A 25,152-nucleotide genomic window follows, 5' to 3' on the forward strand; every position below is an offset into this window, starting at 1 on the left:
ACCGAGCCAAGTTCGCCAAAGAAGGGGATCGGCTCGGGACGCGCGGCGCAGAGGTCGAACAGCGCGCGGCCGCCGGCCAGCGAGCCGGTGAAGCCGACGGCTCGGATCAGCGGATGGGTGACGAGCGCCTGGCCGGTCTCGCGCGTGCCGCCCTGGACGAGCGAGAAGACGCCCGGATGGATGCCGCATGCCTTGATCGCCGCGTCGATGGCCTGCGCGACGATCTCGCCGGTGCCGGGATGGGCCGAATGGCCCTTCACGACGACGGGGCAGCCCGCCGCCAGTGCCGCCGCGGTGTCGCCGCCGGCGGTGGAGAAGGCAAGCGGGAAGTTCGAGGCGCCGAACACCGCGACCGGGCCGATCGGGCGCTGAACCATGCGCAGGTCCGGGCGCGGCAGCGGCTGGCGGTCGGGCAGGGCCTCGTCATGGCGGAGGTCGAGATACTCGCCGGCGCGGATGTGGCTGGCGAAGAGGCGCAGCTGGCCCGTGGTGCGGCCGCGCTCGCCCTGCAACCGCGCTTCCGGCAGGCCGGTCTCCGACGTGCCGATGGCAGTGATCGCATCGCCGCGCGCCTCGATCTCGTCGGCAATGGCGTCCAGAAAGGCCGCACGCTCCTCGCGGCTGGAATAGCCATGGGACCAGAAGGCCTCCTCGGCCGCCGTCACCGCGGCATCCACATGGGCGGGCGTGCCGATCGCGAAGTCATGCGCCTCGCCATGTGCCGGTTCCGATGAAAACGTGGCGTCGCCGGCGACCCAGTCGCCGCCAATCAGGTGCTTTCCTGTCAGCATGTCGTGTCCTGCGGAATGGATGGTCATGACTTGTCGGTCCCGCGGGCGGCAAGCCACTGGGCGTAGCGCTCCTCGGTTTCGCGTCGCGTCGGGGGATAGAGGCCGATGATAGAGTGGCCGGATCGTACGCTTTCGGTGACGAAGGTCTCGAAGTCTTCCATGCCGGCGCATTCCTCGGCGATCTCGTCGGCGAGATGGGCAGGAATGACAACCACGCCGTCACCGTCGCCGACGATCACGTCGCCCGGAAACACCGCGGCGTCACCGCAGGCGATCGGACCGTTGATCTCGATTGCCTCGTGAAGGGTGAGGTTGGTCGGGGCCGAGGGGCGGGTGTGGAAGGCGGGAATGTCGAGCGCGCCGATCGTCTCGGCATCGCGAAAGCCGCCATCGGTGACGACGCCGGCGCATCCGCGCATCTGCAGCCGCGTCACCAGGATCGATCCGGCGGAGGCGGCGCGGGCGTCCTTGCGGCTGTCCATCACCAGCACATGGCCGGGCGGGCACTGCTCAACCGCGACGCGCTGGGGATGATCCTCGTTGCGGAACACCGATATGTCGTTGCGGTCTTCCCGGGCCGGGATGTAGCGCAGGGTGAAGGCCTGCCCCACCATGTTGCCGGGCTTGCGCGCGACTGGCTGCACGCCCTGGATGCACTGGCTGCGCAGGCCGCGCTTGAACAAGGCGGTGGCGATGGACGCGGTGGATATCCGCATCAGTCTGGACCGTGTGGTCTCGCTCAACACATAATCGGACATCGTTTCACCTAATAGATGTCGGGTTCCCCGACCGGGGCCCCGAAGCTCGTTTCCAGAAAGTCGAAATCGCAGCCCTTGTCGGCCTGCAGGATGTGGCGGGAGAACATCCAGCCATAGCCGCGCTCGAACCGCTTCTCGGGCTGCACCCATGCGGCTTTCCGCGCGGCGATTTCCTCGTCGGGGACCAGCATGTCGAGGCGCCGGTTGGGCACGTCCAGACGCACGGTGTCGCCATTGCGCAGGAGCGCCAGCGGTCCGCCGACATGGGCCTCGGGGCTGACATGGAGAATGCAGGCTCCGTAAGAGGTGCCCGACATGCGCGCGTCGGACAGGCGGACCATGTCGCGATGGCCTTTCTTCAGAAGAGCCTTCGGCATGGGCAGCATGCCCCATTCGGGCATTCCGGGCCCGCCTTGGGGGCCGGCGTTGCGCAGAACCAGAACCGCATCGGGCGGGATGTCCCAGTTCTCGTCGTCGGTCTTCGCCTTCAGTTCCGGATAGCTGTCGAACACAAAGGCCGGGCCTTCGTGGACGAGGAAGGCCTCGGCGCAGGTGGCCGGTTTGATGACGGCCCCGTCCGGCGCGAGGTTGCCCCTGAGCACTGCCAGCGATCCTTCGGCGTAGACCGGATTGTCGAGCGGACGGATGACGTCGTCATTGTAGACTTCCGCTCCCTCGATGGTCTCGCCGAGCGTCCTGCCGGTGACGGTCAGGCAATCGCGGTTCAGCCGGTCACCCAGCCGGTTCATCAATGCGGACAGGCCGCCTGCGTAGAAGAAGTCCTCCATCAGGTAATTCGTACCGACCGGGCGAATGTTGGCGATCACCGGCGTGTGGCGGCTCTTTTCGTCGAGGTCGTCGAGGTCCAGGTCCACGCCCGCGCGGCGCGCCATCGCGATCAGGTGGATGATCGCGTTGGTGGAACAGCCCGTCGCCATGGCGATCGTGTTCGCATTGTCGAAGGCTTGCGGCGTCAGGATCTTGTCGGGCGTCAGGTCTTCCCAGATCATCTCGACGATGCGGCGGCCGCAGGAGGCGGACATGCGGATGTGGTTTGCATCGGCGGCGGGGATGGAGGAGGCGCCCGGAAGGCAAAGGCCGAGGGCTTCGGCGATCGCCGTCATGGTGGAGGCCGTTCCCATGGTCATGCAATGGCCGTAGGAGCGCGCGATGCCCTTTTCCATTTCGCCCCATTGCGTCTCGGAGATGTTTCCGGCGCGGCGTTCGTCCCAGTATTTCCAGGCATCCGAGCCCGAACCCAGCGTCTGGCCGCGCCAGTTGCCGCGCAGCATCGGCCCGGCGGGCAGATAGATCATCGGCAGGCCGGCGGAAATCGCCCCCATGACGAGGCCGGGCGTGGTCTTGTCGCAGCCGCCCATCAGCACCGCGCCGTCGACCGGATGCGATCGCAGCTGTTCCTCTGTCTCCATCGCGAGCATGTTGCGATAGAGCATGGTGGTGGGTTTCACCGCGCTTTCGCTGAGAGACAGGGCGGGCAGTTCGACCGGGAAGCCGCCCGCCTGCAGCACGCCGCGCTTGACGTCCTCGACGCGATGCCGGAAGTGGCTGTGACACTGGTTCATGTCGGACCAGGTGTTGAGGATCGCGACGACCGGCTTGCCCATGAAATCCTGGTAGTCGTAGCCCATCTGCAGCACACGGCTGCGATGGCCGAAAGAACGCAGATCGTCCGCGTTGAACCACCGCGCGCTCCTGAGGTCCTCGGGCTTCCTTCGCGGGCCTGACGTCATGGTTTCTCCCTTGCCGGTGTTCATGTGAGTGCGCCTGCGGTCCAGTAGGGCTGCATCAAGCCGCAGGCCGCTGTTTCCGGCAGGCGGCCCAAGGCGATGTATCCGCCGTCCTCGCCCATCTGTTTCGACGTCACCGCGACGGAGCGTCCGTCGGTGCCGTGGAATGCGATCTTGGTCGGAGCGGGGAAGGGGACGGGAACCGTGTCGGCGACCTGTCCATCGGTGCCGAAGGCATAGAGTTCGCCACCATCGACGCCGGCGATCCAGTAATGGCCGCGCTCGTCCAGCGCGGCGCCGTCTGGGCGGCCTTTCAGGTCTCCGGTGGTGGCGAAGAGCCGGGCAGGCCCCGTCTGCGCCGTGCGAATGTCGAGTTCCGACGTCCAGATGCGCTGAATGTCGGGGTGCGAGTCGGAATAGAAGAGGCGGTTCCTATCGAGATCGACGGCAAGGCCGTTGGGGATGGTCAGGCCCTGCGCGACCGGCTTCAGCGTCAGGTCTGCGGCGACGAGTAGTATCTCGGCCGAAGCCGGCTGTGCGTCCAGCGCCATGGTGGACGTCCACAGGCGGCCCGTCCCATCCACCGTCGCGTCGTTGAACCGATGCCCATCGCGTTCAAAAGGCACGAGCCGCTCAAAGGCCGCGGTCGCGGGGTCGAACCGATAGATGCCGGTCTGCATCCCGACAGCGGGCTTTCGAGCACCCGTGAGGACGACGAAGCCGGGGAACTCCGGCGTCTCCCAATGACGGACCGTCCTCGCTTCGGTGTCCAGGCAGAACAGCTTTCTGCCGGTCACGTCGATCCACCAGATATCACCCGTCTCGGGATCCCGGGCCGGGCTCTCTCCCAGAGCGGCACGACCGTCCTCCACGCGGATCAACTCGAAATCCAACTTCACCATTCCCGTTCGCGCGCCCTTCTTGTTGACAGCCTGCTGCCGGCGAAGCGCGTTCAAAAACCTGTTGACTCCTGATCAATGACGTAAGAAGTATATTAATGCAACTAAAATATCAGTTGTCCGAAATCGAGATGTCCTATTGGGAGGATCCAATGAATCGAACGCTCAAAGCGCTCGGACTCGGCGTCGCCATCGCGGCGAGCCTGAGCCTCAGCATGCCCGCATTTGCCGCCACCACCCTTCGCATCGGCACGGTTCTCGCGCCTGACGATCCGATGGGGCAGGGGCTGGAGAAGTTCAAATCCGAGGTCGAGGCGGCGACCAATGGCGACGTGAAGGTGCAGGTCTTCCACAACTCGCAATTGGGCGACACGACCGAGATGATCGACCAGGCGCGCGCCGGCGCCAATGTCGGGACGGTGACCGATGTCGCCCGGCTTTCGAGCTTCGTGCCGTCTTTGGCCATCATGTCCGCGCCGTTCCTGTTCGACACCTATGAACAGGCCGACACCTTCGCGCTGTCCGACGAATACCTCGCCTGGGGCGACGAGTTGAAGGAGAAGTCCGGCCTCGTGATGCTGGCGTCGAACTGGTACCAGGGACCGCGCCACGCGCTGACCCAGACGCCGGTTTCCGTGCCCGCCGATCTCAAGGGGATCCGCATGCGCACGATCGGCGCGCCGATCTGGATCGAGACCATCCGCGCCATGGGCGCCGAACCGACCCCGATCGCCTGGGGCGAGGTCTATTCGGCACTGCAGCTCGGCGCGATCGACGCAGCAGAGGCACAGCCGACCGCCATCAAGGGCGCCAAGCTCTTCGAGGTAATCAAGAACGTGACCAAGACCGGCCACATCCAGCTTGTGACCGCCCTGGTGGTCTCTGCCGATGCCTGGGACCAGATCTCGGCGGACAACCAGAAGATCGTTCGCGATCTCGCCGTCGAAAACGGCCGCTACGCCTCGCAGCTGACGATCGACCTCGGCGAAGAGGCGATGAAATTCGTTGCCGATCAGGGCGTGACGGTCTCTGATGTCGATCTCGCGCCGTTCAAGGAAGCTGTGGCCGGCGTCTACGGCAAGCTCGACCTCGAAGCCGAGGCCGCGATCGTCAACAAGGTGCTGGGACGCTAATCCGGGTTCCTCCGGCGGCGCGGGCGAAACGGGTCAATTGTCCATGTTGAGACGTATAGAATTTGCCTGCGCCGCAATCCTGCTTGCGGCGGTGGTCATCCTGGTCGGGTTCGCGTCGGTGGCGCGGGCCGCCGGATCGCCCATCATCTGGTCGATCGAAGTCGCGCAGTTGCTGTTCTTGTGGCTGTGCATCTTCGCCATCGACCTGGCGTTGCAGGACCAGCGGCATTTCGGGATCAGCATTCTTCTCGACAACGTGCCGGCTCGTGGCCGCAAGGCGATCGAGATCATCAACCTCGCGGTGCTGATCGTGTTGCTGGTCTATCTCATCCGCTTCGCCTGGAAGAACATGATCTTGATGCATCCCCGGCTGGACGGCGCTTTGCAGACCCCGGGTTCCTATTTCCATGCCAGCATGGTGGTCGGTTTCGCGCTGATGATCCGCACCCTGACCGTCAAGCTCGTCACCGACCTTCGCAAGAAAGACTGACACCCGATGCTGCTTCTCATTGCGGGCCTGTTCGCGCTTTTCCTGATCAGCGGCATGCCGGTCGCCTTTGCGCTGGCGCTGGCGTCGTTTCCGGTCTTCGTCCTGACCGGCACGATGCCGCCGACCGTCGCCATCCAGAAAATGGTGACGGCTACCCAGAGCTTTCCGCTCCTGGCCGTGCCGTTCTTCATCTTCGCGGGCAATCTGATGAACTCCACGGGGATCACCGACAGGCTGATCAAGTTCGCGCGTTTGCTGACCGGCTGGCTCGCCGGCGGGCTGGGCCAGGTGTCCATCGTGCTGAGCCTGATGATGGGCGGGATTTCCGGCTCGGCGGTCGCTGACGCATCGATGGAAGCGCGGCTTCTCGGCCCGGGCATGATTTCCAAGGGCGGCTATTCGAAGGCCGACACCGCGACGGTGCTCGCCTTCGGCTCGATCATCACCGCGACCATCCCGCCGAGCATCGGCCTCATCCTGTTCGGGTTCATCAACGAGGTCTCGATCGGGCGGCTTTTTCTGGCCGGCGTCATTCCGGGCATCCTGCTGACGCTCACCTTGATGGTGACCGCCTGGATCGTCGCGAAGCGCAACGGCTATGCGCCCGATCTTGCCGAGCCGCCGACCTTCGCGCAGTTGTCGGCCAGCTTCAGGGAGAGCCTTTGGGCGCTGGCATTCCCGGTGATCCTGATCGTCGGTTTCCGGTTCGGCTTCTTCACGGCCACCGAAGCGGGCGCCTTCCTGGTCTTCTACGCGCTGTTCGTCGGTTTCTTCATCTATCGCGAGCTCACGCTTTCCAAACTCTACGAGGCGATCAGGGGATCGGTCACCGATCTCGGCATGGTGATGCTGCTGATCATGATGGCGGCCGTGCTGGGTTATGCGGTCACGATAGAGCAGGGGCCGCAGCAGATCGCCGCGCTCGTGACTTCGATGACCGAGCAGCCGGTGCTGATCCTGATCCTCGTGCTGCTGCTGCTTCTCGTGAGCGGCATGTTTCTGGAAGGCGCGGCGAACATTCTTCTGGTCACGCCGATCGTGCTGCCGGTCCTGGTCCATGCGGGCTTCGATCCGGTGCATATGGGCATCCTGCTGGTCACGCTCATCAATATTGGCGGGCTGACGCCTCCGGTCGGGGTCATCATGTTCACGGTCTGCGGGATCCTGGATGTAAAGACCGGCGAATTCTCCAAGGCGTCGTTGCCCTATTTCATCGCGATGCTGGTGTTTCTCGCGGCGCTGGTGGCATTTCCGGCGCTCTCCCTTTTGCTGCCCGGTCGGCTGATGTAGGTGTCGAGGAGAACGCTTTGCGAGGTGATGCGCCCATGAATGTCAGTTCCCTGTCGGAGGCTTTGGTCAAGGCGTCAGACGAACTGACAGGCCCTATCCAGCACGGTTCGGCAGCGGGCCGGGTCTATGCGAAGCTGAGACGGCTGATCATTTCGCTGGATATGCCGCCGGACACGGTGCTGTCGCGTGCCGACCTTGCCAAGGAGCACGGTGTCAGCCAGTCGCCGGTCCGAGAGGCGATACAGGAGCTGGAGAAGGAAGGGCTCGTCGTTTCCTATCCCCAGTCTAAGACGCTGGTGACGCGGATCGACGTCGCGCGCGCCAGGGAGACCCAGTTCCTTCGCCTCGGTGTCGAACTGGAAGTGGCGAAGACGCTTGCCAAGGCGCGCGACCCGGAGCTTCTGCTGCCCACCTTCAGGATATTGAAGCTGCAGAAGATGGCCGGCGAGGACCGCGACATTCCGGAATTTACGTCGCTCGACCGGCTGTTTCATCTCTCCCTGTTCCAGGCGGCCGGGGTCGCGTCGCTGTGGCATCTCATCGCCGGACGCTCCGGCCATATCGACCGGCTGCGCAGGCTCAACCTGCCGGATCCGGGCAAGATGGCGAATGTGCTGGATCTGCACGAGAAGATCCTGACGGCGATCTCCGAAGGGCGTCTCGACGATGTCGAGGGCCATGTTCGGACGCATCTCTCGGGGACGCTGGCATCCGTGCCCGCGATCATGGAACTGCATCCGGAGTTCTTCAACGAGTCCTCCGACACGTAGGTTTTTTGCGTCCTGCGGTCTCAGCGATAGAGATAGACCGGCAGCCACATCGACAGTGCCGGCACGAAGCTCAGCAGGAGCAGGACGCCAATCAGCGGGATCAGGAACGGTGCGGTCGCGATGACGCATCGCTCGAACGGCACGGCGGCGACCTTCGACAGGACGTAGAGCACCATCCCGACCGGCGGGGTCAGCAGGCCGATCATCAGGTTGAGGATCAGGATCACGCCGAAATGAACCGGGTCGATGCCGATCTGCATCGCCACCGGCAGCAGCACCGGCGTCAGGATGGTGATCGCGGCGATCGTCTCCATGAAGCAGCCGACGAAGAGCACGATCCCCATGATGATCAGCAGGATCATGGTGGGATCCTGCGTCAGGCCGAGCAGTTGCTGGGCGAACAGGTTGGCGACCTGGTTGGCCGTGAGGATCCAGGCGAAGATCGCCGAGGCGGCGACGATCATCATGATCGAGGCGGTCGTCTCGATCGTGTCCATGGATACGCGCAGGATGCGCTTCAGGTCGAGCGTGCGATAGACGATGAGCCCGAGGAAGAGCGAATAGGCGACCGCCGCGATCGCGGCCTCGGTGGGGGTGAACATTCCCGACAGGATGCCCCCCACGATGATGATCGGCGTGAACAGCGGCAGCAGCGCGTCGGCCAAGGTCACCACAAAGACGCGCAGGCTGAAGCGGTCGTCGCGCGGATAGCCGCGCATGCGCGAATAGACGCCTACCATCGCCATCAGGGCCAGCGCCATGATCACGCCGGGGATCAGGCCGGCGGCGAAGAGCTGGCCGATCGAGGTGTCGGCGATGACGCCGTAGACGACCAGAGGCAGCGAGGGCGGAATGATCGGCCCGATGGTCGATGATGCCGCGGTGATGCCGACGGAGAAGTCGGTGTCGTAGCCGGCTTCGCGCATCGCCTTGATCTCGATATTGCCGAGGCCGCCCGCATCGGCGACCGCCGCGCCCGACATGCCCGCGAAGATGACGCTGGCGCCGACATTCACATGGCCTAGCCCGCCATGCATCCAGCCGACGGTGGCGCGTGCGAATGTGAAGATCTTGGTGGTGATGCCGGCGGTGTTCATCAGGTGGCCGGCCATGATGAAGAACGGCACCGCTATCAGCGGGAAGGAGTTGATGCCGTTGACCATGTTGTGCAGCACGACGAGGCTCGGCATGCCCGACGTCGCGATGAAGTAGAGCGACGACACGCCAAGCGCGACGGCGACGGGGGCGCCGGCGACGAGCAGCGCGAAGAGCATGACGAACATCAGGGTCAGTTCCATGACCGCGCGCCTCTATTCGGGGATTTCGGACAGTGCGTGCTCTTCGATGTCCTGGAGCACGGCGTCGGGGCTCTGGCGGATCTTGCGGACCAGCCAGACGAGCGAGAAAAGCGCCATCACGGCGAGACCAACCGCCACGCCCCAGTAGAGCAGGCTTTTCGGGATCTCCGCCGAGGCCATCTTGGTCTTCGTCTTCAGGGCGAGTTCCACCGCGACCCAGGCCATGTAGCCGTAGAAGAGGCAGGAGATCAGCTCCATCGCCACGGCGAGCCATTTGGCCAGAGTCTTCGGGATGTAGCGATAGAAGAACTCGAGGAAGATGTGCCCGCCCTTGCGGGTGACGGTGACGGCTCCGAAGAAGGTCACGACGATCAGCACGTAGCGCGCGATCTCCTCCGTCCAGGCGAGGCTGTCGTTGAGCACGTAGCGGGTGAAGAACTGCAGGAAGACGATCACCGCCAGTCCCCACAGCGCGAGCAGGCCCGGCAGGTCGACCAACCTGATATCGACGGGGCCCGCATCCTCCCCGGCCTCGAAAGCGGAGCGCGCGGTTTCTTCCGCGCGCTCCGTCTGCTTGTCGTCGACTGGCATGGTCGTCATGTCGGTCCGACTTCCGTTCAAAGGGTCAAAGTGCCTGGAGGCGGTCGAACTGCTCCTTGTCGTAGGGCACGTTGTCCCAGTCGGTGAGCTTCGGCAACACCGCGTCCTGGAAAGGCTTGCGATCGACCTCGTTGACCTGGGTTCCCTCGTCGCGGAACCAGGAGATCAGGTCGGTCTCCGCCTGGTAGATGCTGTCGGACACCTTGGCGGCGGCTTCCTGCAGGACTTCTTCCACTGCCGGCGCGTCGTCGCCCATCTTGCTCATGGCGCCGTCAGACGCGATGATCAGCAGCGAGTTCAGGAGATGGCCGGTCAGGTTGATGTTCGACTGCACCTCGTAGAACTTCTTGAACTTGATCGTCGGCAGGGGATTTTCCTGCGCGTCGACCACGCCTTGCTGCAGGGCCAGATAGACTTCCGAAAAGGCCATCGGCGTCGGGTTCGCGCCGACCGCGTTCGGGAACATCAGCATCACCGGCGAATTCGGAACGCGAATCTTCAGCCCCTTCATGTCGTCGGGTTTGAGGATCGGGAAATTCGAGGTGACGTGGCGCTGGCCGTAATAGACGAGACCGATTACCGTGTTGCCGGTCGCGTCGTGATAGCCGGCCGAGAGGTCCTTGAAGAGATCGCTCTCGCGGTACTTCTTCCAGTGGTCGAAGCCGCGCATGATAAAGGGGTAATCGGAAATCGCGAGCGGGCCGTAATAGCGCTCCACGAAGCTCGGACCTGTGTAGATGATGTCCACCGCGCCGATCCCGAGACCCTCGTTGATCTCGACTTCCTTGCCGAGCGAGGACGCCGGGAAGACGCTGATCTCGACGCGGCCGTCGGTGCGCTTCTTGACCTCTTCGGCCGCCCATTCGGCGACCTGGTGATAGTCCGAGCCCGTCTCGTAGACATGGGCCCATTTCAGTTCGACCGCGAATGCGGATCCCGTGGCGGCGATCGCCACGGCTGCTGCGGCAGCCGTCAGTGTCATCAGTTTCTTCAACATCGCTTCCTCCCTTGCGTGTCTGCGGGCGGCGATACGCCCATCCTCCATTCGAAATTTCCGAATTTTCTAGTATACAAGATATATCTAATATACTAGAAAGAAATCAACCGCAAGTGGCATCGCCGACCGCCGGGCGGACGTTCCCGACGGACGCTCTGGGAAAGGCGGCGCTCCTCGCTAACAATGAAGCCGGACGGCAAGTCCGCGAATCGTGAATGGAACGGCATGACAGACGGCGACCACATGGAGACCACCGAACAGGCGAACCGCCCGCGCAAGCCGCGGGCCCCGAATTCTCCGCCCCGTGTGAACGGTCACCACGGCATGTCAGCGCCGGCAAAGAATTCCGACGTCGTCTATCAGGATCTGCGCGGCGACATCATCTCGATGAAACTCGTTCCCGGCACCGCGATCAACGAGAAGGAACTGACCCAGCGCTACGGGATCAGCCGCACGCCTGTGCGCGAGGCGGTGCTGCGGCTCGCCGAGGACCGGCTGATCGACGTCGTCCCGAAATCCGGCACCTTCGTTGCGCGCATTCCGCTCGCCATGGTGCGCGAGGCACTGGTGGCGCGCCGGGCGCTGGAAGAGGTCACGGTCCGCGAGGCGACGGCCAAGGCAAGCGAGAGCCAGCTCATGGAAATCCGTGCGATCATCCAGCGGCAGCGCGAAAGGGCCGAGGCTGGTGAGGAGGCTGCCTTCCACCGTGCGGATGACGATTTCCACGCGGCGATCGCTTCCGCCGGGCGGCTCGCCGGCATCTGGGACATGATCCAGCAGATACGCATCCAGATCGAACGCTACCGCCGCCTAACCCTGCCGCAGCCGGGCCGCATGCTGAAGGTCGTCGGTGAGCACGAGGCCGTCGTCGATGCCATCGAGCGCCGCGACGCGGACGCGGCCGTCGATGCGATGGTCCAGCACCTCAACAAGCTGCAACTCGACATCGCGGTCTTCCGCGATATGTGGCCCGACTATTTCATCTTCGATCCCGCCGTCGACAGCGAACTGATCGCCGAATGACCACCTGAACCTGCAGCAGGGAGGGCTGTGTGAACCCATGAGCATTTCAATCCGCCAAGCCGTGAGCCCGGCGGAGGCGCGCGGCTTCGACACCGACGCGCTCCGCCGCAACTTCCTCGTCACCGACCTGTTTTCGGCACGCGAGGTCCGGATGACCTATTCGCATGTCGATCGAACCGTGATCGGCGGGGCGCTGCCTGGCGCGGAGCCGCTGGACCTGGCCGCACCGACTGACTGGATGGTGCCGAGCTTCACGGCGCGCCGTGAAATGGGCGTCTTCAACATCGGCGGGGCGGGCGGCGTGATCCTCGACAGGGAGACGATCGCCCTTCCCGCCGGGGACTGCCTCTATGTTCCGATGGGTGTCGAGACAATCGCCTTCTACAGCGACGATCCGACCGCCAATCCGGCGAAATTCTACTTCGTCTCAACCCCGGCGCATGCGCGCCACGATGTCCGCGTGATTGCTCGAGACGAGGCCAATGTCGTTGAAATCGGTGAAGACGCGCAGGCGAACAAGCGGACGTTGCGCCAATACATTCACCCCGCCATCTGCGCCTCCTGCCAGTTGTTGATGGGCATGACCACGATTGCCGAGGGCAGCGTCTGGAACACCATGCCGTGCCACACCCATGACCGGCGGTCGGAGGCCTATCTCTATTTCGACATGGCGCCGGACGCGCGGGTCTTTCATTTCATGGGCGAGCCGGAAGAAACGCGCCATCTGGTCGTCGCCAACGAACAGGCGATCATCTCGCCCGGCTGGTCGATCCATTGCGGGGCGGGCACGTCGAATTACGGTTTCATCTGGTCAATGGCCGGCGACAACCAGGAATTCACCGACATGGACATGGTGGCGATGGAGACCTTGCGATGAGCAATCCGTTCTCGCTCGAGGGCCGCACCGCGGTCGTCACCGGCGCCAATACGGGCATTGGCCAGGCCGTCGCGGTGGCACTGGCCGGAGCCGGCGCGAAGATTGCCGCCGTCGGCCGTTCGACGATGAACGAGACCATGGAGCGGATCAATGACGAGAGCCGCTTCCATGCCATCCACGCCGACCTGTCCGTGACCACCAATCTCGCTCCGGTGATCGACGAGGCGGTGGAGTGGGGCGGCGGCGTGGACATCCTCGTCAACAATGCCGGCATCATCCGCCGCAACGCCGCGCTCGACTTCACCGAGGACGACTGGGACGCGGTGCTGGACACCAATCTGAAGTCCGTCTTCTTCCTGAGCCAGGCGGCGGCGCGACACATGAAGGCGCGGGGCGGCGGCAGGATCGTCAACATCGCCTCACTCTTGTCGTTCCAGGGCGGCATCCGCATTGCCTCCTACACGGCGTCGAAGAGCGGGCTCGCCGGGCTGACGCGGCTGCTCGCCTGCGAGTGGGCGCCGCTCGGCATCAATGTCAACGCGGTCGCGCCCGGCTACGTAGTCACCAACAACACCGAGGCGCTGCGCAACGATCCGGTGCGCTACAACGCGATCCTCGACCGTATTCCCGCCGGCCACTGGGCCAAGCCGGAGGACATCGCCGGTGCGGTCGTCTATCTCGCCTCCGACGCGGCGAGCTATGTGCACGGTGTGGTGCTTCCGGTGGATGGTGGCTGGCTGGCACGCTGATCGAGGCCGAGGCGCATCGCCAGCAGGCCGGCGTTTCACACGTGACGATCGATGCCAGTGAGGATGGAAGCCCCCTCAGAACGCCAGGGCATCGCCGTCCGCGCGGGGGTCGGAGGCGGCTTCCATCAGGCCGTCGGGATGCCGGACGACGGCGCCGGCATGGCCCGCGAGATCGGAAAAGGGCGGGATCATCTCGATATTGTGGCCGGCAGTACGCAGGCGATCGACAAGCTCTCCTTCGAACCGGTCTTCCAGCTTCAGCGTCGCCGTGTCGTCACCCCAGGTCTTGCCGAGAAGCCAGCGGGGTGCGGTGATCGCCTGCTGGAGATCCGCGCCGAACCGGGCGTAGCGGCTGAACACCGCCGCCTGTGTCTGTGGCTGTCCTTCGCCGCCCATGGTCCCATAGGCGAAGAGTCGACCGTCGGAGAGTTCCGCGAGCGCCGGATTGAGCGTGTGGAACGGCCGTTTCCCCGGCGCGAGGCGGTTCGGTCCGTCGCCGAGCGAGAAGCCCGCGCCGCGATTCTGGAAGACCACGCCGGTTTGCGGGCAGGTGAGGCCCGAACCGAATTCCCAGAAGACGCTCTGAATGAAGCTGACGATCATGCCGTCCTTGTCGGCGGCGCCCATCCAGATCGTGTCGCCACGCTTGGCTTCATGGGGCCAGGGCAGGGCTTTCTCCGCATCGATGCGACCGGCCAGTTCGTCGAGCAGCGCGTCTTGCAACCAGTCCTGTGCGGGTTCGCTCATCGCGTCGGGATCGCCAAGGCCGGCGTTGCGCAGCAGGAAGGCCTGCTTGGTCGCTTCCACCAGGCCGTGAACATGTTCGAAGCCTTCTCCGTAGGCGACGTTCAGGCGGTCGAACAAGGCGAGGATCATGAGCGAGGCGACGCCCTGCGTCGGAGGCGGCATGTTGTAGAGCGTGCCGTGGGACGTCGCGACCTTAAGGGGAGCAACGTCCTGCGCCGCGTAGGCGGTGAAGTCCTCGGCGCGCAGCGGACTGCCGTGCTCCGCCAGGAAGGCGGCATGCGTCGCGGCGATTTCGCCGGCGTAGAAATCGTCGAGACCGGCTTCGGCAAGCCATGTCAGCGTTTCGCCCAAGGCGGACTGGCGCAGCCGGAAACCCGGTGCGGGCGGGGCGCTGTCGACGATGTAGATGTCGGCGAAGCCCGGCACGTCGGCAAGCCCGGCGAGCTTTTCCGCTGTCGTGCGGGACTGGTTGCCGGTCACCGCGATGCCGTCGCGTGCATGGGCGATCGCGTCTTCGAGCAGTTGCGCCAGCGGCAGACGGCGCGCGTCGGGCACCAGCGACAGCGCCTTGGCCCATCCGCCGATCGTGCCCGGAACGGTGAGCGCGGCTTCGGCGCCGCGGGTGGGCAGTGCCGCGGTGTGGCCGCGTTCGGCATACCATTCGGGGGTGGCAAGCGCTGCTGCCTGTCCGCATGCGGAAATGCCGACCGGGTCGGCGCCCGGCATCTTGATCAGCCAGAAGCCGTCACCGCCGATGCCGTTCATGTGCGGGTAGGTCACCGCGATGGTCGCGGCCGCGCTCACCATCGCCTCGATGGCGGTGCCGCCGGCATCCAGAACGTCCCGTCCGGCCAGGGCGGCCGCGCGGTGCGGTGCGGAGAACGCACCTCGAAATCCCATTGCAGAGTGAAGCATCGATACTGGTCCGCCCCTTAGGCCTTGCTGATCGGCAGCGCCGCAGCGCTGCGTTTACCGGCGATTGTCCGGGGCATCAATGCGACGTGCTCCTGGCGATGTCGCAGGCGAGGCGGATCAACGCCCGATCGCTGCGCTTCGGTCCGATCAGCGAAAACCCGACCGGCAATCCGGACGCGTCGCGTGTCGGTATGGTGACCTGCGGCAGGCCGGCATGGCCCGCGAGACAGAGGAGCGTGAGCGCCTTGTTGCGGTAGGTCTCCATCTCGTCGCCGGTGGACGTGCGCAGCGGCGCGGGCGCGGGCGCGGTGGGCAGGACGAGCAGGCGCCGAGGCGTGACGACGGAGACGAGATACTCGGCAATGCGCGTCCGCTGCTTGCGGGCGTCGGCGATCTCTCCGGCGGTAAGCGCCACGGCGCCGGCGAAGCGCTCCCGGATGCCGGGTCCGAATGCAGGGTTCGTCTTCGAGATCCAGTCGGCGAAATTGTGCGCCACCTCGGATCCCTGGCAAACGCGGAAGGTCGGCAGGAGGCTGTCATACATCTCCGGCGAGCACAGCGGGCCGATCTCTCGCCCGGGGAAACCGGAAAGCGCTTCCACGGTGTCGGGATCGGCGAGCTCCCACAGCTTCACGGGACGAAGCAGTTCGGGATCGCGCAACTCCGCTTCGGGCGCGAGGAGGTCGGCCAGCAGCTGCATTGTCTCGCCGTCACGCGTCATGAAGCCGGGCACGTCATAGCTCTGCGAGAGCGGCACGAGCCCGTCTGCGCAAAGCAGGCCGTGCGTCGGGCGCCAGCCGAACAGGCCGCAGAACGATGCCGGTATCCGCACGGAACCGCCGGTGTCGGTGCCAAGCCCGATGTCGGCCGCGCCGCTCGCGACGGCCGTGGCGGATCCCGAGGAGGATCCTCCGGGCATGCGGTCGGGCGCTGCCGGGTTTTCCGGCGTTCCGAACCGCGCGTTCTGGCCCATCAGGGAATAGGCCAGCTCGTCCATGTGGGTCTTGCCGACGATCGCAGCGCCTTGGTCCTGCAGTGTCTGGACGAGCGGCGCCGTCTTTTCCGCGGGCCCGTGCGTGCCGGCCCATTCCGGGTTGCCGCAGCCGGTGACAAAGCCTGCGATGTCGAAATTGTCTTTGACCGCCAGGCGCTTTCCGGCAAGCGGGCCCTGGCTGCCGCCGAGCGGGGGATCGAATCTCTTGACGAACGGACCTGTCATTGTGCGTTACGAGCCGTCCTGCATGAGCGAAACATGTGCCGAGACGATGCGCCAGCCATCCGCCGTCTTCATCCAGGTCTGGCTTTGCCGGCCGATGCGGCTGCCGCCCTGGCGTTTGAACTCGAGATTGCAGACGCCCATGTCGTCGCCGAAGGTGACGATTTCGCGCCTGATCACGTCGCGTTGCGGCGAACCGCCGGCGCGACCCTTGCGGAAATCACGGATCTCCGAGATGCCGTAGAGGTTCTCGCCGACGCCGTAGCGAAGGGTGTGGCTGTCGTTCCAGAAGAGGGCGTCCAAACGGTCGATGTCGTTCTCCATCAGCGCGGTTTCGTATTGGTCGCACACTGCGGTGAGTTCGTCCAATGGATCGCGCAGGTTTATTGCCACGCTCAAGACCTGGTCTCCAGCGCTTCGATCATTTGCGTCGAGGTGCTAACAAAGCCGAAGCATTGCCGTACATTGTAAAGTGTTGCGTCCATGCAGAACCCCGGTGACGTCGTCGCCGAGCAGTCCTCCAGCAGAATGGCGTCGTAGCCGAGGAACGAGGCGTCCTGCAGCGTGCAAAGGACGCACTGGTCGGCATTCACGCCAGCGAACAGGAGCGTCGTCAGGTTGAGGTTGCGCAGGATGCTGTCGAGTTCGGTGTCCTGGAACCCGGACATGCGGTATTTCGAAACGGCGATGTCGCCTTCTTCCGGCGCAAGCTCATCGACGATCTCGGCCGCCCAGCTGCCTTCCTCCAGTACATGCGCGCCGTTCTTCGGAAGCGGTTTGCCGATGCCCGTGGACCGGCCGTCCGGATCGTAGACGTGGAGCACCGAGGGCGGCAGGTTCATGCGGTCCGCCCGGTTTCCCCAGTTCAGCCAGATCACCGGCACATCCTGCGTCCGCAGGATCGGGAGCAGCCTAGTCAGGGGAGCGATCGGCGCGCGCGCGGGCGAGACATCGACGCCGATATGCGACAGCCAGCCGTCGACGTGGCAGAAGTCATTCTGCATGTCGATGACGACGATGCCGGTGCGCGCCAGATCGAATGTCAGGCTGCGGCCATTGTCGTTGACGGTGAGAGGATTGACCGGCCTGGAGGCACGGGTCATGTCGACCGCGTCCGCGCTCACCTTCCATGCGTTTCGCGGTGATGCGCCGAGCGGCAGGAGCGTATCCGACGAGCTTTCCGCCATCTCAGGCTCCCAGCAAGACGCGCTTGTCTTCGTCATCGAGCTCGACCCGGTGGCCCGAACGGATGAGTTCGGAGAAGTCCTGGTTGGGCGTCATGACCGTCAGCGTGTAGAGCTTGCCTTCGCCCGTGTTCTCGATGATGTGAACCGAGCCGGGCTCCAGCAGGAGCGCGTCGCCCTTCCCGATCTTCAGCGACTCTCCGTCCGAGGACGCGACGCCTTCGCCGTGGATCACGTAGAAGAACTCGTGTGCATGGGAGTGGCTGTTGGGCGGGGTCGCGCCGCCCTTGGTGAATATTTCGACGATGTAGATGTTTTCGGTCGGGGAATTCGCCGGGTCGAATAGGATCGCGAAATAGTTCGTGTCATCGGGAGATATCTTCCAGACCTCCGCCTTGCCGACCTGTTCGAACGTGAAGGATTTCTGCATGTCCTATCCTTTTCTCAAAATGCGGTTTGTCTGGATGGGGTTTGGTATGCGTGCTAATTTCGGCGCCAAATTTCCTGATTTCGGTACTGAAAAGGCAACGCCATGCCCATGCACGCAAGAATTCTGACCTATGTCGACGAGGTCGCGCGGCAGGGCTCCATTCGTGCGGCGGCCGACAAGCTGAACGTCGCTGCGTCGGCGATTTCGCGGCAGATCAAGTCCCTGGAAGACGAGATCGGGTCGCCGATCTTCAACCGCCAGCCGCGTTCCGTTTCGCTGACGGCAGCCGGCGAAATCCTTCTGGTCCACATTCGCGAGACGCTGCGCGAGATGAACCGCACCTACGCGCTGATCGAGGATCTCAAGGGGCTTCGCCGCGGCGAGGTGGCGGTGGCGCTGATGAGCGGCCTTTCGGGCAACATCGTGCCGCGGGTGGCGATGCAGTTTCGCAACGCGAACCCGAAGGTGCTGGTGCGGCTGCAATTGATGACGACGCCCGACGAGATGATCGCGGCCGTCGCGGAGGGGGAGGTCGATCTCGCAATCGGCTTCGATTTTCCGTCCCGCGCCAACGTTCGCCAACTGGCCGTCGCGGTCGCGCCGCTCGGCCTCGTCGTCTCCACCTCGCATCCCTTCGCGGGCCGGTCGAGCGTCCGTCTGAGCGAGTGTTTCGACTATACATTCGTCGTCCCGGATTCGACGACTGTCATCCGTCCGCATCTGGAGCAGATCTTGGCTCAGTCGGGCAAGGGGCCTTCCAACTTCATCGAGACCAACTCGATCGAGGTAATGCGCCATGTCGTGATGATGAGCGACAGCGTGACCTTCCTGACGCCGTTCGACATCGAGACGGAGGCTGCGGCCGGCAAGCTGTCCTTTGTTCCCGTCCAGGACCTGGCGCGGGAAACCCAGCGGCTGGTCCTGCTCGGCCCGGAACGCAACCCGACGGCTCTCGGCAGCGTGCTCGCCGAGTATTTCAAGGCCGCGATGAACCGGGGAAATGCGCATGGCGGTCATCTCGAATAGAGCCTGTCGAGCCGCACGAAGCGTCCGAGAAGGGCGAGCGCGACGGTCGTGATGACGATGAGGATCGCCGAGATCGAGTGGGCGGTCGGTTCGAGCGCGAAGGTTGCCTCCGAATAGATGCGGACCGGCAGCGTGGTCAGCCGGGCGGTGGTCAGGAAGGCGGTGACGGTCACTTCCCCGAAGCTCATCAGGAAGCCGACGAGCCCGGCGGCGAACAGGCCGGGCATCAGGCCCGGAAGCGTCACGCTCGTGAAACGGCGGACATGCGACGCGCCGAGGCTGGCCGCAGCCTCCTCCAGCGCATAGTCGAGCGAGAGCACCGAGGTGGTCAGGAGCGTGATCACGAAGGGCAGGATCACCACGACGTGGATCGCCACCAGCCCCATGAAGGGCGGGATCATGATGTAGATCTGCAGGAGCTTCAGCATGCCCACGGCGATCGCGATGCCGGGAAGCGACAGTGGCAGCATCCAGAAGGCGAGCAACGCCGTCCGGCCCCTGAACGGGTAGCGTGCGAGGGCGAAGGCCGCCGGCAGTGCCAGCAGGATCGCCGCCACGACCGAGACGAGGGCCAGTTGCACCGAGATGATGAAGTTCTGCGTGTAGTCTCCGTCAACGAGCACGCGGCGGTACCATTCGAGCGTGAAGCCCTTGAAGCCGGCGGCGGTTGCCAAGGGAACGTCGTTGAAGCTCTGGATCATCACCAGCGCAAGCGGAAGGATGAGCAATCCGATCGCAACCGCGAGCAGGAGGCGGCTGACCAGCGGGCCGAGCTTCTCGACCAGCATGGCGACGAGCGGCGGGATGGTCCATGGCGTCGACGGCTTGCCCTGGCGCCACAGCATCAACCGGTTCAGCAGAACGGTGGTGAGCGCGATGAAGGCGAGGCCGACGGCGGTCATGACGAGGGACAGGGCGGCGGCCATGGTCGCGTTGAGGTTGGAGATCGCCTCGTTCATGACGAGCATGCCGATCGTCCAGACCTTCTTGCCGCCGAGCAGCGTCGCCGAGACATAGGAGGTGGTGGTCATCAGGAAGACGACGATGATGCCGGAGCGCAGGCCGGGCAGCGACAGCGGCAGATCGACGGTCAGGAACCGGATCGCGGGCGAGGCTCCGAGGCTTTCGGCGGCTTCGTGAATGCGTGGCGAGGTGTTCTGCAGGTTGTCGTAGAGCGCGAGCACCATGAAGGGCATGAAGACCTGCGCGAGCGCGACGACGACGGCGCCATGGGTGAACAGCATGTGTTCGAAGGGCCCGATCCCCAGCCAGCCCGCGGCCGTGTTCAACAGGCCTTTCGGCGCGAGCAGCAGGATGATGCCGAGCGACCGCACCACGACATTGGTCAGGAGCGGGATGAGAATGACGGCGAACGACAGGGCGCGCCACTTCGACGGCATCCGGGCGAGCCAATGGGCCAGCGGATAGCCGAGAACCGCCGAAACGATGGTGACCGCGAGGCCAAGCCCCACCGTTTCGGCAATGATGGAAAGATAGAACGGATCGGACAGGATCTTTGCGAACTGCACCAGCGACGGCTTCTGGAACACCGGGCCGAAGGGGCTCGGGAATTCATGCAGCGACAGCAGGAGAACAACGCCCATGGGTGCCGCGAATGCAAGCAGAAGCCACGCCGTTACAGGCAGCGACAGAGCCGGTCCGATCCAGCGCTTCATCCGGCGATCTCCCGGTCGAACTTCGCCTGCCACTCGGAGCGATGCGCGTTGATGTAATCCCAGTCGAAGTCCACGAGGCTGCTGACGTCGCCGCCGGTGATGACCTTGCCCTGGAGTTCCGGCGGGATTTCGACATTGTCGACCGTCGGCGAGTAGTAGATCTCCTTGGCGTAGGCGAGCATGGTCTCTTCCTCGAGGTGGAGGTTGATCCACTCTTCGGCGAGAACCTGGTTCTTGGTGCCTTCGGTGATGCAGGCGACGTTCATCGTCACGGCCTGGCCTTCAACGGGGCTGGCGATCTCGCAATCGGGGTTGCGGCTTTCCGCATACATGCGCGTGAACGAGGCGAACTCGACGGAGAGGTCGGCGATGTTCTGGTCGAGCATGTCGAAGAGCTGCGCCTGGCTCGACTGGATGCCGGCGAAGGGCTTCAGTTCCTTGACCTTTTCGACGATCGCGTCGAAATCCTCCATCGGGATGTCCCACGCCTTCGCGGTCATCATCAGGGCCGAGATGCCTTCGGCGCCCAGACCGTCCGGCCATGCGATGCGACCCTGCCATTCCGGGTTCCACATGTCCTTCCACGAGGTGATCGGCTTGGACGCGGCGGTCTTGTCGTAGACGATCGTGCAGGGGTTGAAGGCGACGCCGTAGCCGCCCTTGCGGGCCAGCGGATAGAGGTGTTCGAAGTTCGGCACGCGCTCGGTCGGGGCCTGGGTCACGCCGTCGGCGACCGCCTGGCGGCTTTCGTAGATGTTCAGGTAGAGGACGTCGAAGCTCGGGCGACCGCGCTCGGCATAGGCGCGGGCGCGACGGTCGCCGGTGCCGCCGAGAACGTAGGAGACCTTGCAGCCATACTTGTCGACCAGCTTGGGCTCGATGAACGCCTTGACGATCTTCTCCTGGGCGCCGCCCCAGATGCCGACGACCAGTTCGTCGCCGGGCTTGGGCTGGGCGTAGGCCGGACGGATGATGGAGGCCGGAGCGGCAAGCCCCGCGGCCATCATGCCGGCAAATTGTCTGCGGTTCACTTTCATGGGAGGTCTCCTCTGTTGGTTGGGAGGTTGGGAGGGCTTCAGATGAACGTCACCGCCCCGGGCAGGGCTTCGACACGGGTGACTGCGCCGACGACGGGTGTCGGCATGTCGGAGGGGATGATCAGCCGCACGGGGCCGCTCGCCGATGCGAGATCGATCTCGAAGGTCTCCCCGAGATAGTTGACCGAGCTGATCGTGCCCGAGAGGCTCAAGGGGCCTGACGGATTGTCGCTCGGACGCAGCCGCGAGGCGCGCAGCACCATCAGGGTGGCGCTGTCCGGCGCGCCGCTGCAACTGACGCCCTTGGATTGGAAGACACCGCCCTCGACGTCGCCGGATAGCACCGTCCGGGCGCCCAGAAACCGTGCCGTGAAGGCGGTTTTCGGCGCGTCGCACAGCATGGTCGGCGTCCCGAGCTCGCTGATCACGCCGCCGCTCATGACCGCGATGCGATCCGACATGGACAGTGCTTCCTGCTGGTCGTGCGTGACGAAGATCGTCGTGATGCCGAGCCGCTGCTGGAGCGTGCGGATTTCGTCGCGCATCTCGGAACGCAGGTTCGCGTCGAGGTTGGACAGGGGTTCGTCGAGCAGCAACACCTCGGGTTCGATCACCAGCGCACGCGCCAGCGCAACGCGTTGCTGCTGACCGCCCGAGAGGTTGCCGGGCAGCCGTTCCGCGAAGGGCGCGAGGCCCACCGTTTCGAGAGCCGCCTTGGCCCGCTCAAGCCGCTCGGCGGCCGGAACGTGACGCATGCGCAGTCCGTAGGCGACGTTTTCGAGCGCCGACAGGTGCGGAAAGAGGGCGTAGGACTGGAACACCACGCCGATGTTGCGCTTGTGCGGCGGACGGTTGGTGATGTCCTTGCCGTTGATCGTGATGTGGCCCGAGGCCGGCGGCACGAAGCCGGCGATCATGCGCAGGGTCGTCGTCTTGCCGCAGCCGGAGGGGCCGAGGAGGGAGAGCAGTTCGCCCTTGTCGATCTCCAGCGTGATCTTGTCGACCGCGACAGTCTCGCCATACATCGCGGTGACCGCGTCGAGAATGAGATAGCCGCGTTCACGCATCGGATTGGCCCAGGTCTTTCATCGGCAGAAGAAACTCGCTTGCTTGGTGGCAAAGGGTGACGGTGGCCGCGCGCACGCCCGGTTCGGGCAGGTCCAGCGCGGGATAGGGCAGGAATTGCGGGCAGGGGGCGACCTGGATCGCCAGGCGCAGCGCCTCGCCGGGCTTCAGGGTCCGGCAGAGACCCTCGAATGTCAGCCGGCAGCGGCCCGCCTCGACCGGCGCGACCGTGGTCGCCAGCGCGATCGACGCGCCTTCGGCGGTGACCAGTGCCAGTGTCGCGCCGAGGGCGGTGACGTTTCCGTCGATGCCTACCGAGAGCTTCGCCTCCGCCTGTCCGATCAGCGTCTGGGCGCAGGCGAAAGGGTCGGTGGTGTAACAGGCGACATCGGCCCGGTCGTCATGCGCGCCGGTGTCCACGGGGCCGGGCGGGGTGCCCACCACGCCGCCGACAAGGGGAGCGGGCTTCAGCGGATCGTGCACGATCACGTCGAAGCCTTCTTCGAATTCCGCGTCGAAGGGTTCGCAAAGGCGGCCGTCGCTGAGAAGCGTCGCTGCCAGTCCGTCGGACGACAATGCGAAGTGCCGGCTGGCCGGGCCGCGCAGATCGGCGAGCGGGACTTCGCGCCAGTCGTCGGTGCCGGCGTCGTAGGCCCGCAGTGGGGCCGGCATCTCGCCGAGGCCCTTGAGATAATGATCGAAGAAGGCGAGTTGCGCGCGGTCGACGGAGAATTCGGCGCCGGCTTCGAGCCGGGCAGCACCGGACGAGCGGTTCCATCCGATATGGCCCCAGGGGGCGAGGATCAGGTGGGTCGTCTCCGGCGAGACGGCGCGGAAGGCGGTATCCGCGGCAAGGGTTCCTCTCAGGAACAGGTCCGCGGCACCGGCGGTCTGCAGCAAGGGGACCGGCGGCGGAGGGTTGAGCAGGCCGGACGGATTGGCAGCGACGTCGCCTCTCGCCCAGCTCGGGAGGTGCGACAGGTCGGGGCGGGCGGTCAGAAAGGTGAAATAGTCCGTCCAGTCCTTTCCCGGGGCAAGCTCGCGAAGCGCCTGCTTGTCGCCCAGCCTGTGCGCCTTCAGACGCGCCATCTGGGCGGCCCATCCGCTGGCCATGGCGGTGCGGAAAAGACCACCCTCCGATGCCCAGTCGGCGACGGGGTTCCACGATGCCATCGCGACGGCCATGGCGTCCGGCTTGCCGCCGCCCGCGAGAGCCAGGAACTGTGTCGTGCCTTGATAGGAGAAGCCGTAGGTGCCGATCTTGCCGTTGGAACCCGGCAGGTTGCGTGCCCATTCCAGCGTTTGCGCACCGTCTTCTGCCTCGTTGGCCAGCGCTTCGAAATCGCCTTCGGAATCGCCCGCGCCCCGCACGTCCTGGATGACGACGACATATCCGTGCGCCGCGTACCAGGAGGGGTGGGCCAGCGTTACCGTGGAGGCGATCTCCCGGCCGTAGGGCTGGCGCATGAGCAGGACCGGGAGGGTCTCTGCCGTGTCCGGTCGCCAGATCGTCGCAACGAGGCGCGTTCCGTCCGCAAGCTGCAGCTCGCCATGTTCGGGCGGCTTGACCGGCAGGCGGGCGCGGGCCTGTTTGCGCGATGCGACCACGTCAAGCATCGTTGTACATGGTCTTGCCGGTGATCCGCTCCAGCGGGAAATCGGCGACCTCGCGCAACAGCGCGACGAAACGCGACGAAGCACGATCGAGCGCGACGGCTCCCCGTTCGGCGTCCGCCGCCGCGGCGTTTCCGCAGGCGCCGGAGGGCTGGATGTCCTGGGTCTGCCAGCCGTAGCCGATGCCGCCTTCCGGGGTCAGGATTTGGTTGTCGCGCTCCATCTGAACGGAGACGGGCACGAAATCGTCCGCATATTGCATGTCGACGAGATCGGGGTGCAGCGCCAGCAGGGCCGACGTCTCGTATTCGCCGCCATGGATGCCGTGTTTCTTCTCATGGGCGTCGAACAGGTCCGACATGTCCGCGCCGCCGGTCGCCCAGGAACTGACCGCGAACATGCCGAGTTTCACGCGCAGTTCGCGGCAGACGATTTCCATCACCTGCGGCTGGCCGCCATGGGAATTGGCGAAGACGATCTTGCGGCAGCCGGCGCGATAGACGCTTTCGGCGATCTCGAACCAGACGCGCGCCAGGGTCTCGTAGCTGAGCGTCAGGGTTCCGGGATAAGCGGTGTGTTCGACGGACTTGCCGACCGCCTGCATGGGCAGGATGAGGACGGGAAGGTCGTCCGGCAGCTTCTGCGCCACGCGCTCCATGATGCCGGCGTTGATGGCGCTGTCCACGCGCACCGGCAGGTGTGGTCCGTGCTGCTCGATGGCGGCGACGGGAAGCACCGCGACAACCTTGCTCATGTCGATTTCAGAAAAATCGCGGGTCGTCAGATCCCACCACCAGTTCGACTTCAGCTTCACCGCAG

The 25,152-nt window shown here is 64.9% G+C and carries 25 protein-coding genes; 8 read left to right on the forward strand and 17 right to left on the reverse strand.

Annotated elements, in window-relative coordinates:
- The 4 genes from MRY80_RS13770 to MRY80_RS13785 form a co-directional block, all read right to left on the reverse strand.
- Positions 1-791 (reverse strand): aldehyde dehydrogenase family protein (locus MRY80_RS13770; RefSeq protein ID WP_293291600.1); only part of this gene is annotated, 791 nt, incomplete at its 3' end.
- Positions 792-814: 23 nt separating this feature from the next.
- Positions 815-1,549 carry a ribonuclease activity regulator RraA gene (locus MRY80_RS13775; protein ID WP_293291601.1) on the reverse strand — a complete coding sequence of 245 codons (735 nt, stop codon included), beginning with the start codon at positions 1,547-1,549 and terminating at the stop codon, positions 815-817.
- 8 nt (positions 1,550-1,557) lie between these two features.
- Positions 1,558-3,300: an L-arabinonate dehydratase gene (gene araD, locus MRY80_RS13780; protein ID WP_293291602.1), complete on the reverse strand. Its 1,743-nt coding sequence runs from the start codon at positions 3,298-3,300 to the stop codon at positions 1,558-1,560.
- A 20-nt stretch (positions 3,301-3,320) separates the two neighbouring features.
- Entirely contained in the window at positions 3,321-4,190 is an 870-nt protein-coding gene (locus MRY80_RS13785; protein WP_293291603.1) for an SMP-30/gluconolactonase/LRE family protein, read from the reverse strand.
- Positions 4,191-4,348: 158 nt separating this feature from the next.
- Here MRY80_RS13785 and MRY80_RS13790 point away from each other — a divergent pair, with 158 nt between their 5' ends.
- The 4 genes from MRY80_RS13790 to MRY80_RS13805 are packed head-to-tail and all read left to right on the forward strand — an operon-like array spanning position 4,349 to position 7,879.
- Positions 4,349-5,329: a C4-dicarboxylate TRAP transporter substrate-binding protein gene (locus MRY80_RS13790; RefSeq protein WP_293291604.1), complete on the forward strand. Its 981-nt coding sequence runs from the start codon at positions 4,349-4,351 to the stop codon at positions 5,327-5,329.
- Positions 5,330-5,372: 43 nt separating this feature from the next.
- On the forward strand, positions 5,373-5,819 hold the full coding sequence (locus MRY80_RS13795) for a TRAP transporter small permease subunit (RefSeq protein WP_293291605.1): 447 nt from the start codon (positions 5,373-5,375) through the stop codon (positions 5,817-5,819).
- Between the two features lie 6 nt (positions 5,820-5,825).
- A complete protein-coding gene (locus tag MRY80_RS13800; RefSeq protein ID WP_293291606.1) occupies positions 5,826-7,109 on the forward strand; it encodes a TRAP transporter large permease in 1,284 nt (427 codons plus the stop codon).
- A gap of 35 nt (positions 7,110-7,144) precedes the next feature.
- Positions 7,145-7,879 (forward strand): GntR family transcriptional regulator, encoded by a 735-nt coding sequence (locus MRY80_RS13805; protein ID WP_293291607.1) that lies wholly within the window; start codon positions 7,145-7,147, stop codon positions 7,877-7,879.
- Positions 7,880-7,899: 20 nt separating this feature from the next.
- Here MRY80_RS13805 and MRY80_RS13810 read toward each other — a convergent pair whose 3' ends face one another.
- From MRY80_RS13810 to MRY80_RS13820, 3 genes are read right to left on the reverse strand one after another with little or no spacing between them, the layout of a single operon-like run.
- Positions 7,900-9,177 carry a TRAP transporter large permease gene (locus MRY80_RS13810; protein WP_293291608.1) on the reverse strand — a complete coding sequence of 426 codons (1,278 nt, stop codon included), beginning with the start codon at positions 9,175-9,177 and terminating at the stop codon, positions 7,900-7,902.
- Between the two features lie 12 nt (positions 9,178-9,189).
- Complete coding sequence (locus tag MRY80_RS13815; RefSeq protein WP_293291609.1) at positions 9,190-9,777, reverse strand: TRAP transporter small permease; 588 nt, start codon at positions 9,775-9,777, stop codon at positions 9,190-9,192.
- A 25-nt stretch (positions 9,778-9,802) separates the two neighbouring features.
- The gene (locus MRY80_RS13820; RefSeq protein ID WP_293291610.1) at positions 9,803-10,774 is read right to left on the reverse strand and encodes a sialic acid TRAP transporter substrate-binding protein SiaP; all 972 of its coding nucleotides are present in this window, start codon (positions 10,772-10,774) and stop codon (positions 9,803-9,805) included.
- 225 nt (positions 10,775-10,999) lie between these two features.
- Between MRY80_RS13820 and MRY80_RS13825 the strand changes: the two genes are divergently transcribed.
- From MRY80_RS13825 to kduD, 3 genes are read left to right on the forward strand one after another with little or no spacing between them, the layout of a single operon-like run.
- A complete protein-coding gene (locus MRY80_RS13825) occupies positions 11,000-11,797 on the forward strand; it encodes a GntR family transcriptional regulator (protein WP_293291611.1) in 798 nt (265 codons plus the stop codon).
- Between the two features lie 37 nt (positions 11,798-11,834).
- Positions 11,835-12,674 carry a 5-dehydro-4-deoxy-D-glucuronate isomerase gene (gene kduI, locus MRY80_RS13830; protein WP_293291612.1) on the forward strand — a complete coding sequence of 280 codons (840 nt, stop codon included), beginning with the start codon at positions 11,835-11,837 and terminating at the stop codon, positions 12,672-12,674.
- Positions 12,671-13,423, forward strand: a complete 753-nt coding sequence (gene kduD / locus MRY80_RS13835) for a 2-dehydro-3-deoxy-D-gluconate 5-dehydrogenase KduD (RefSeq protein WP_293291613.1) — start codon at positions 12,671-12,673, stop codon at positions 13,421-13,423. The genes kduI and kduD overlap by 4 nt, the downstream gene beginning before the upstream one ends.
- A 75-nt stretch (positions 13,424-13,498) precedes the next feature.
- On the opposite strand, the gene MRY80_RS13840 is transcribed toward kduD, so the two are convergent.
- The 5 genes from MRY80_RS13840 to MRY80_RS13860 form a co-directional block, all read right to left on the reverse strand.
- A complete protein-coding gene (locus MRY80_RS13840; RefSeq protein ID WP_293291614.1) occupies positions 13,499-15,085 on the reverse strand; it encodes a gamma-glutamyltransferase family protein in 1,587 nt (528 codons plus the stop codon).
- Between the two features lie 76 nt (positions 15,086-15,161).
- Complete coding sequence (locus tag MRY80_RS13845; protein ID WP_293291615.1) at positions 15,162-16,304, reverse strand: amidase; 1,143 nt, start codon at positions 16,302-16,304, stop codon at positions 15,162-15,164.
- A gap of 6 nt (positions 16,305-16,310) precedes the next feature.
- Positions 16,311-16,694: an oxalurate catabolism protein HpxZ gene (gene hpxZ / locus MRY80_RS13850; RefSeq protein WP_293291949.1), complete on the reverse strand. Its 384-nt coding sequence runs from the start codon at positions 16,692-16,694 to the stop codon at positions 16,311-16,313.
- Between the two features lie 2 nt (positions 16,695-16,696).
- Positions 16,697-17,488: an isochorismatase family cysteine hydrolase gene (locus tag MRY80_RS13855; protein ID WP_293291616.1), complete on the reverse strand. Its 792-nt coding sequence runs from the start codon at positions 17,486-17,488 to the stop codon at positions 16,697-16,699.
- 1 nt (position 17,489) lies between these two features.
- Positions 17,490-17,915, reverse strand: coding sequence for a cupin domain-containing protein (locus tag MRY80_RS13860; RefSeq protein ID WP_293291617.1), 426 nt, complete (start codon positions 17,913-17,915; stop codon positions 17,490-17,492).
- A gap of 108 nt (positions 17,916-18,023) precedes the next feature.
- On the opposite strand from MRY80_RS13860, the gene MRY80_RS13865 reads away from it, so the two are divergent.
- A complete protein-coding gene (locus tag MRY80_RS13865; RefSeq protein WP_293291618.1) occupies positions 18,024-18,941 on the forward strand; it encodes a LysR family transcriptional regulator in 918 nt (305 codons plus the stop codon).
- Here the strand turns inward: MRY80_RS13865 and MRY80_RS13870 are convergent.
- Genes MRY80_RS13870 through MRY80_RS13890 form a run of 5 tightly spaced genes read right to left on the reverse strand, consistent with a single transcriptional unit; the run spans position 18,929 to position 25,147 of the window.
- A complete protein-coding gene (locus MRY80_RS13870; RefSeq protein ID WP_293291619.1) occupies positions 18,929-20,617 on the reverse strand; it encodes an ABC transporter permease subunit in 1,689 nt (562 codons plus the stop codon). The two genes, MRY80_RS13865 and MRY80_RS13870, sit on opposite strands and share 13 nt — an antisense overlap.
- On the reverse strand, positions 20,614-21,654 hold the full coding sequence (locus MRY80_RS13875; RefSeq protein WP_293291620.1) for an extracellular solute-binding protein: 1,041 nt from the start codon (positions 21,652-21,654) through the stop codon (positions 20,614-20,616). The genes MRY80_RS13870 and MRY80_RS13875 overlap by 4 nt, the downstream gene beginning before the upstream one ends.
- A gap of 38 nt (positions 21,655-21,692) precedes the next feature.
- A complete protein-coding gene (locus MRY80_RS13880) occupies positions 21,693-22,721 on the reverse strand; it encodes an ABC transporter ATP-binding protein (RefSeq protein ID WP_293291621.1) in 1,029 nt (342 codons plus the stop codon).
- On the reverse strand, positions 22,714-24,336 hold the full coding sequence (locus MRY80_RS13885; protein ID WP_293291622.1) for a CocE/NonD family hydrolase: 1,623 nt from the start codon (positions 24,334-24,336) through the stop codon (positions 22,714-22,716). The genes MRY80_RS13880 and MRY80_RS13885 overlap by 8 nt, the downstream gene beginning before the upstream one ends.
- Positions 24,329-25,147, reverse strand: a complete 819-nt coding sequence (locus tag MRY80_RS13890) for a creatininase family protein (RefSeq protein ID WP_293291623.1) — start codon at positions 25,145-25,147, stop codon at positions 24,329-24,331. The genes MRY80_RS13885 and MRY80_RS13890 overlap by 8 nt, the downstream gene beginning before the upstream one ends.
- Between the last annotated feature and the right edge of the window lie 5 nt (positions 25,148-25,152).

The sequence above is a fragment of the Oricola sp. genome, from assembly GCF_022763245.1.
Lineage (GTDB): Bacteria > Pseudomonadota > Alphaproteobacteria > Rhizobiales > Rhizobiaceae > Oricola.

Bases quoted from the DNA above. Each gene is read 5' to 3' on its own strand.
- MRY80_RS13775 (WP_293291601.1), bottom strand. From the start codon at position 1,549: ATGTCCGATTATGTGTTGAGCGAGACCACACGGTCCAGACTGATGCGG.
- araD (WP_293291602.1), bottom strand. From the start codon at position 3,300: ATGACGTCAGGCCCGCGAAGGAAGCCCGAGGACCTCAGGAGCGCGCGG.
- MRY80_RS13790 (WP_293291604.1), top strand. From the start codon at position 4,349: ATGAATCGAACGCTCAAAGCGCTCGGACTCGGCGTCGCCATCGCGGCG.
- MRY80_RS13795 (WP_293291605.1), top strand. From the start codon at position 5,373: ATGTTGAGACGTATAGAATTTGCCTGCGCCGCAATCCTGCTTGCGGCG.
- MRY80_RS13800 (WP_293291606.1), top strand. From the start codon at position 5,826: ATGCTGCTTCTCATTGCGGGCCTGTTCGCGCTTTTCCTGATCAGCGGC.
- MRY80_RS13805 (WP_293291607.1), top strand. From the start codon at position 7,145: ATGAATGTCAGTTCCCTGTCGGAGGCTTTGGTCAAGGCGTCAGACGAA.
- MRY80_RS13810 (WP_293291608.1), bottom strand. From the start codon at position 9,177: ATGGAACTGACCCTGATGTTCGTCATGCTCTTCGCGCTGCTCGTCGCC.
- MRY80_RS13815 (WP_293291609.1), bottom strand. From the start codon at position 9,777: ATGACGACCATGCCAGTCGACGACAAGCAGACGGAGCGCGCGGAAGAA.
- MRY80_RS13820 (WP_293291610.1), bottom strand. From the start codon at position 10,774: ATGTTGAAGAAACTGATGACACTGACGGCTGCCGCAGCAGCCGTGGCG.
- MRY80_RS13825 (WP_293291611.1), top strand. From the start codon at position 11,000: ATGACAGACGGCGACCACATGGAGACCACCGAACAGGCGAACCGCCCG.
- kduI (WP_293291612.1), top strand. From the start codon at position 11,835: ATGAGCATTTCAATCCGCCAAGCCGTGAGCCCGGCGGAGGCGCGCGGC.
- kduD (WP_293291613.1), top strand. From the start codon at position 12,671: ATGAGCAATCCGTTCTCGCTCGAGGGCCGCACCGCGGTCGTCACCGGC.
- MRY80_RS13840 (WP_293291614.1), bottom strand. From the start codon at position 15,085: ATGCTTCACTCTGCAATGGGATTTCGAGGTGCGTTCTCCGCACCGCAC.
- MRY80_RS13845 (WP_293291615.1), bottom strand. From the start codon at position 16,304: ATGACAGGTCCGTTCGTCAAGAGATTCGATCCCCCGCTCGGCGGCAGC.
- MRY80_RS13855 (WP_293291616.1), bottom strand. From the start codon at position 17,488: ATGGCGGAAAGCTCGTCGGATACGCTCCTGCCGCTCGGCGCATCACCG.
- MRY80_RS13860 (WP_293291617.1), bottom strand. From the start codon at position 17,915: ATGCAGAAATCCTTCACGTTCGAACAGGTCGGCAAGGCGGAGGTCTGG.
- MRY80_RS13865 (WP_293291618.1), top strand. From the start codon at position 18,024: ATGCACGCAAGAATTCTGACCTATGTCGACGAGGTCGCGCGGCAGGGC.
- MRY80_RS13870 (WP_293291619.1), bottom strand. From the start codon at position 20,617: ATGAAGCGCTGGATCGGACCGGCTCTGTCGCTGCCTGTAACGGCGTGG.
- MRY80_RS13875 (WP_293291620.1), bottom strand. From the start codon at position 21,654: ATGAAAGTGAACCGCAGACAATTTGCCGGCATGATGGCCGCGGGGCTT.
- MRY80_RS13880 (WP_293291621.1), bottom strand. From the start codon at position 22,721: ATGCGTGAACGCGGCTATCTCATTCTCGACGCGGTCACCGCGATGTAT.
- MRY80_RS13885 (WP_293291622.1), bottom strand. From the start codon at position 24,336: ATGCTTGACGTGGTCGCATCGCGCAAACAGGCCCGCGCCCGCCTGCCG.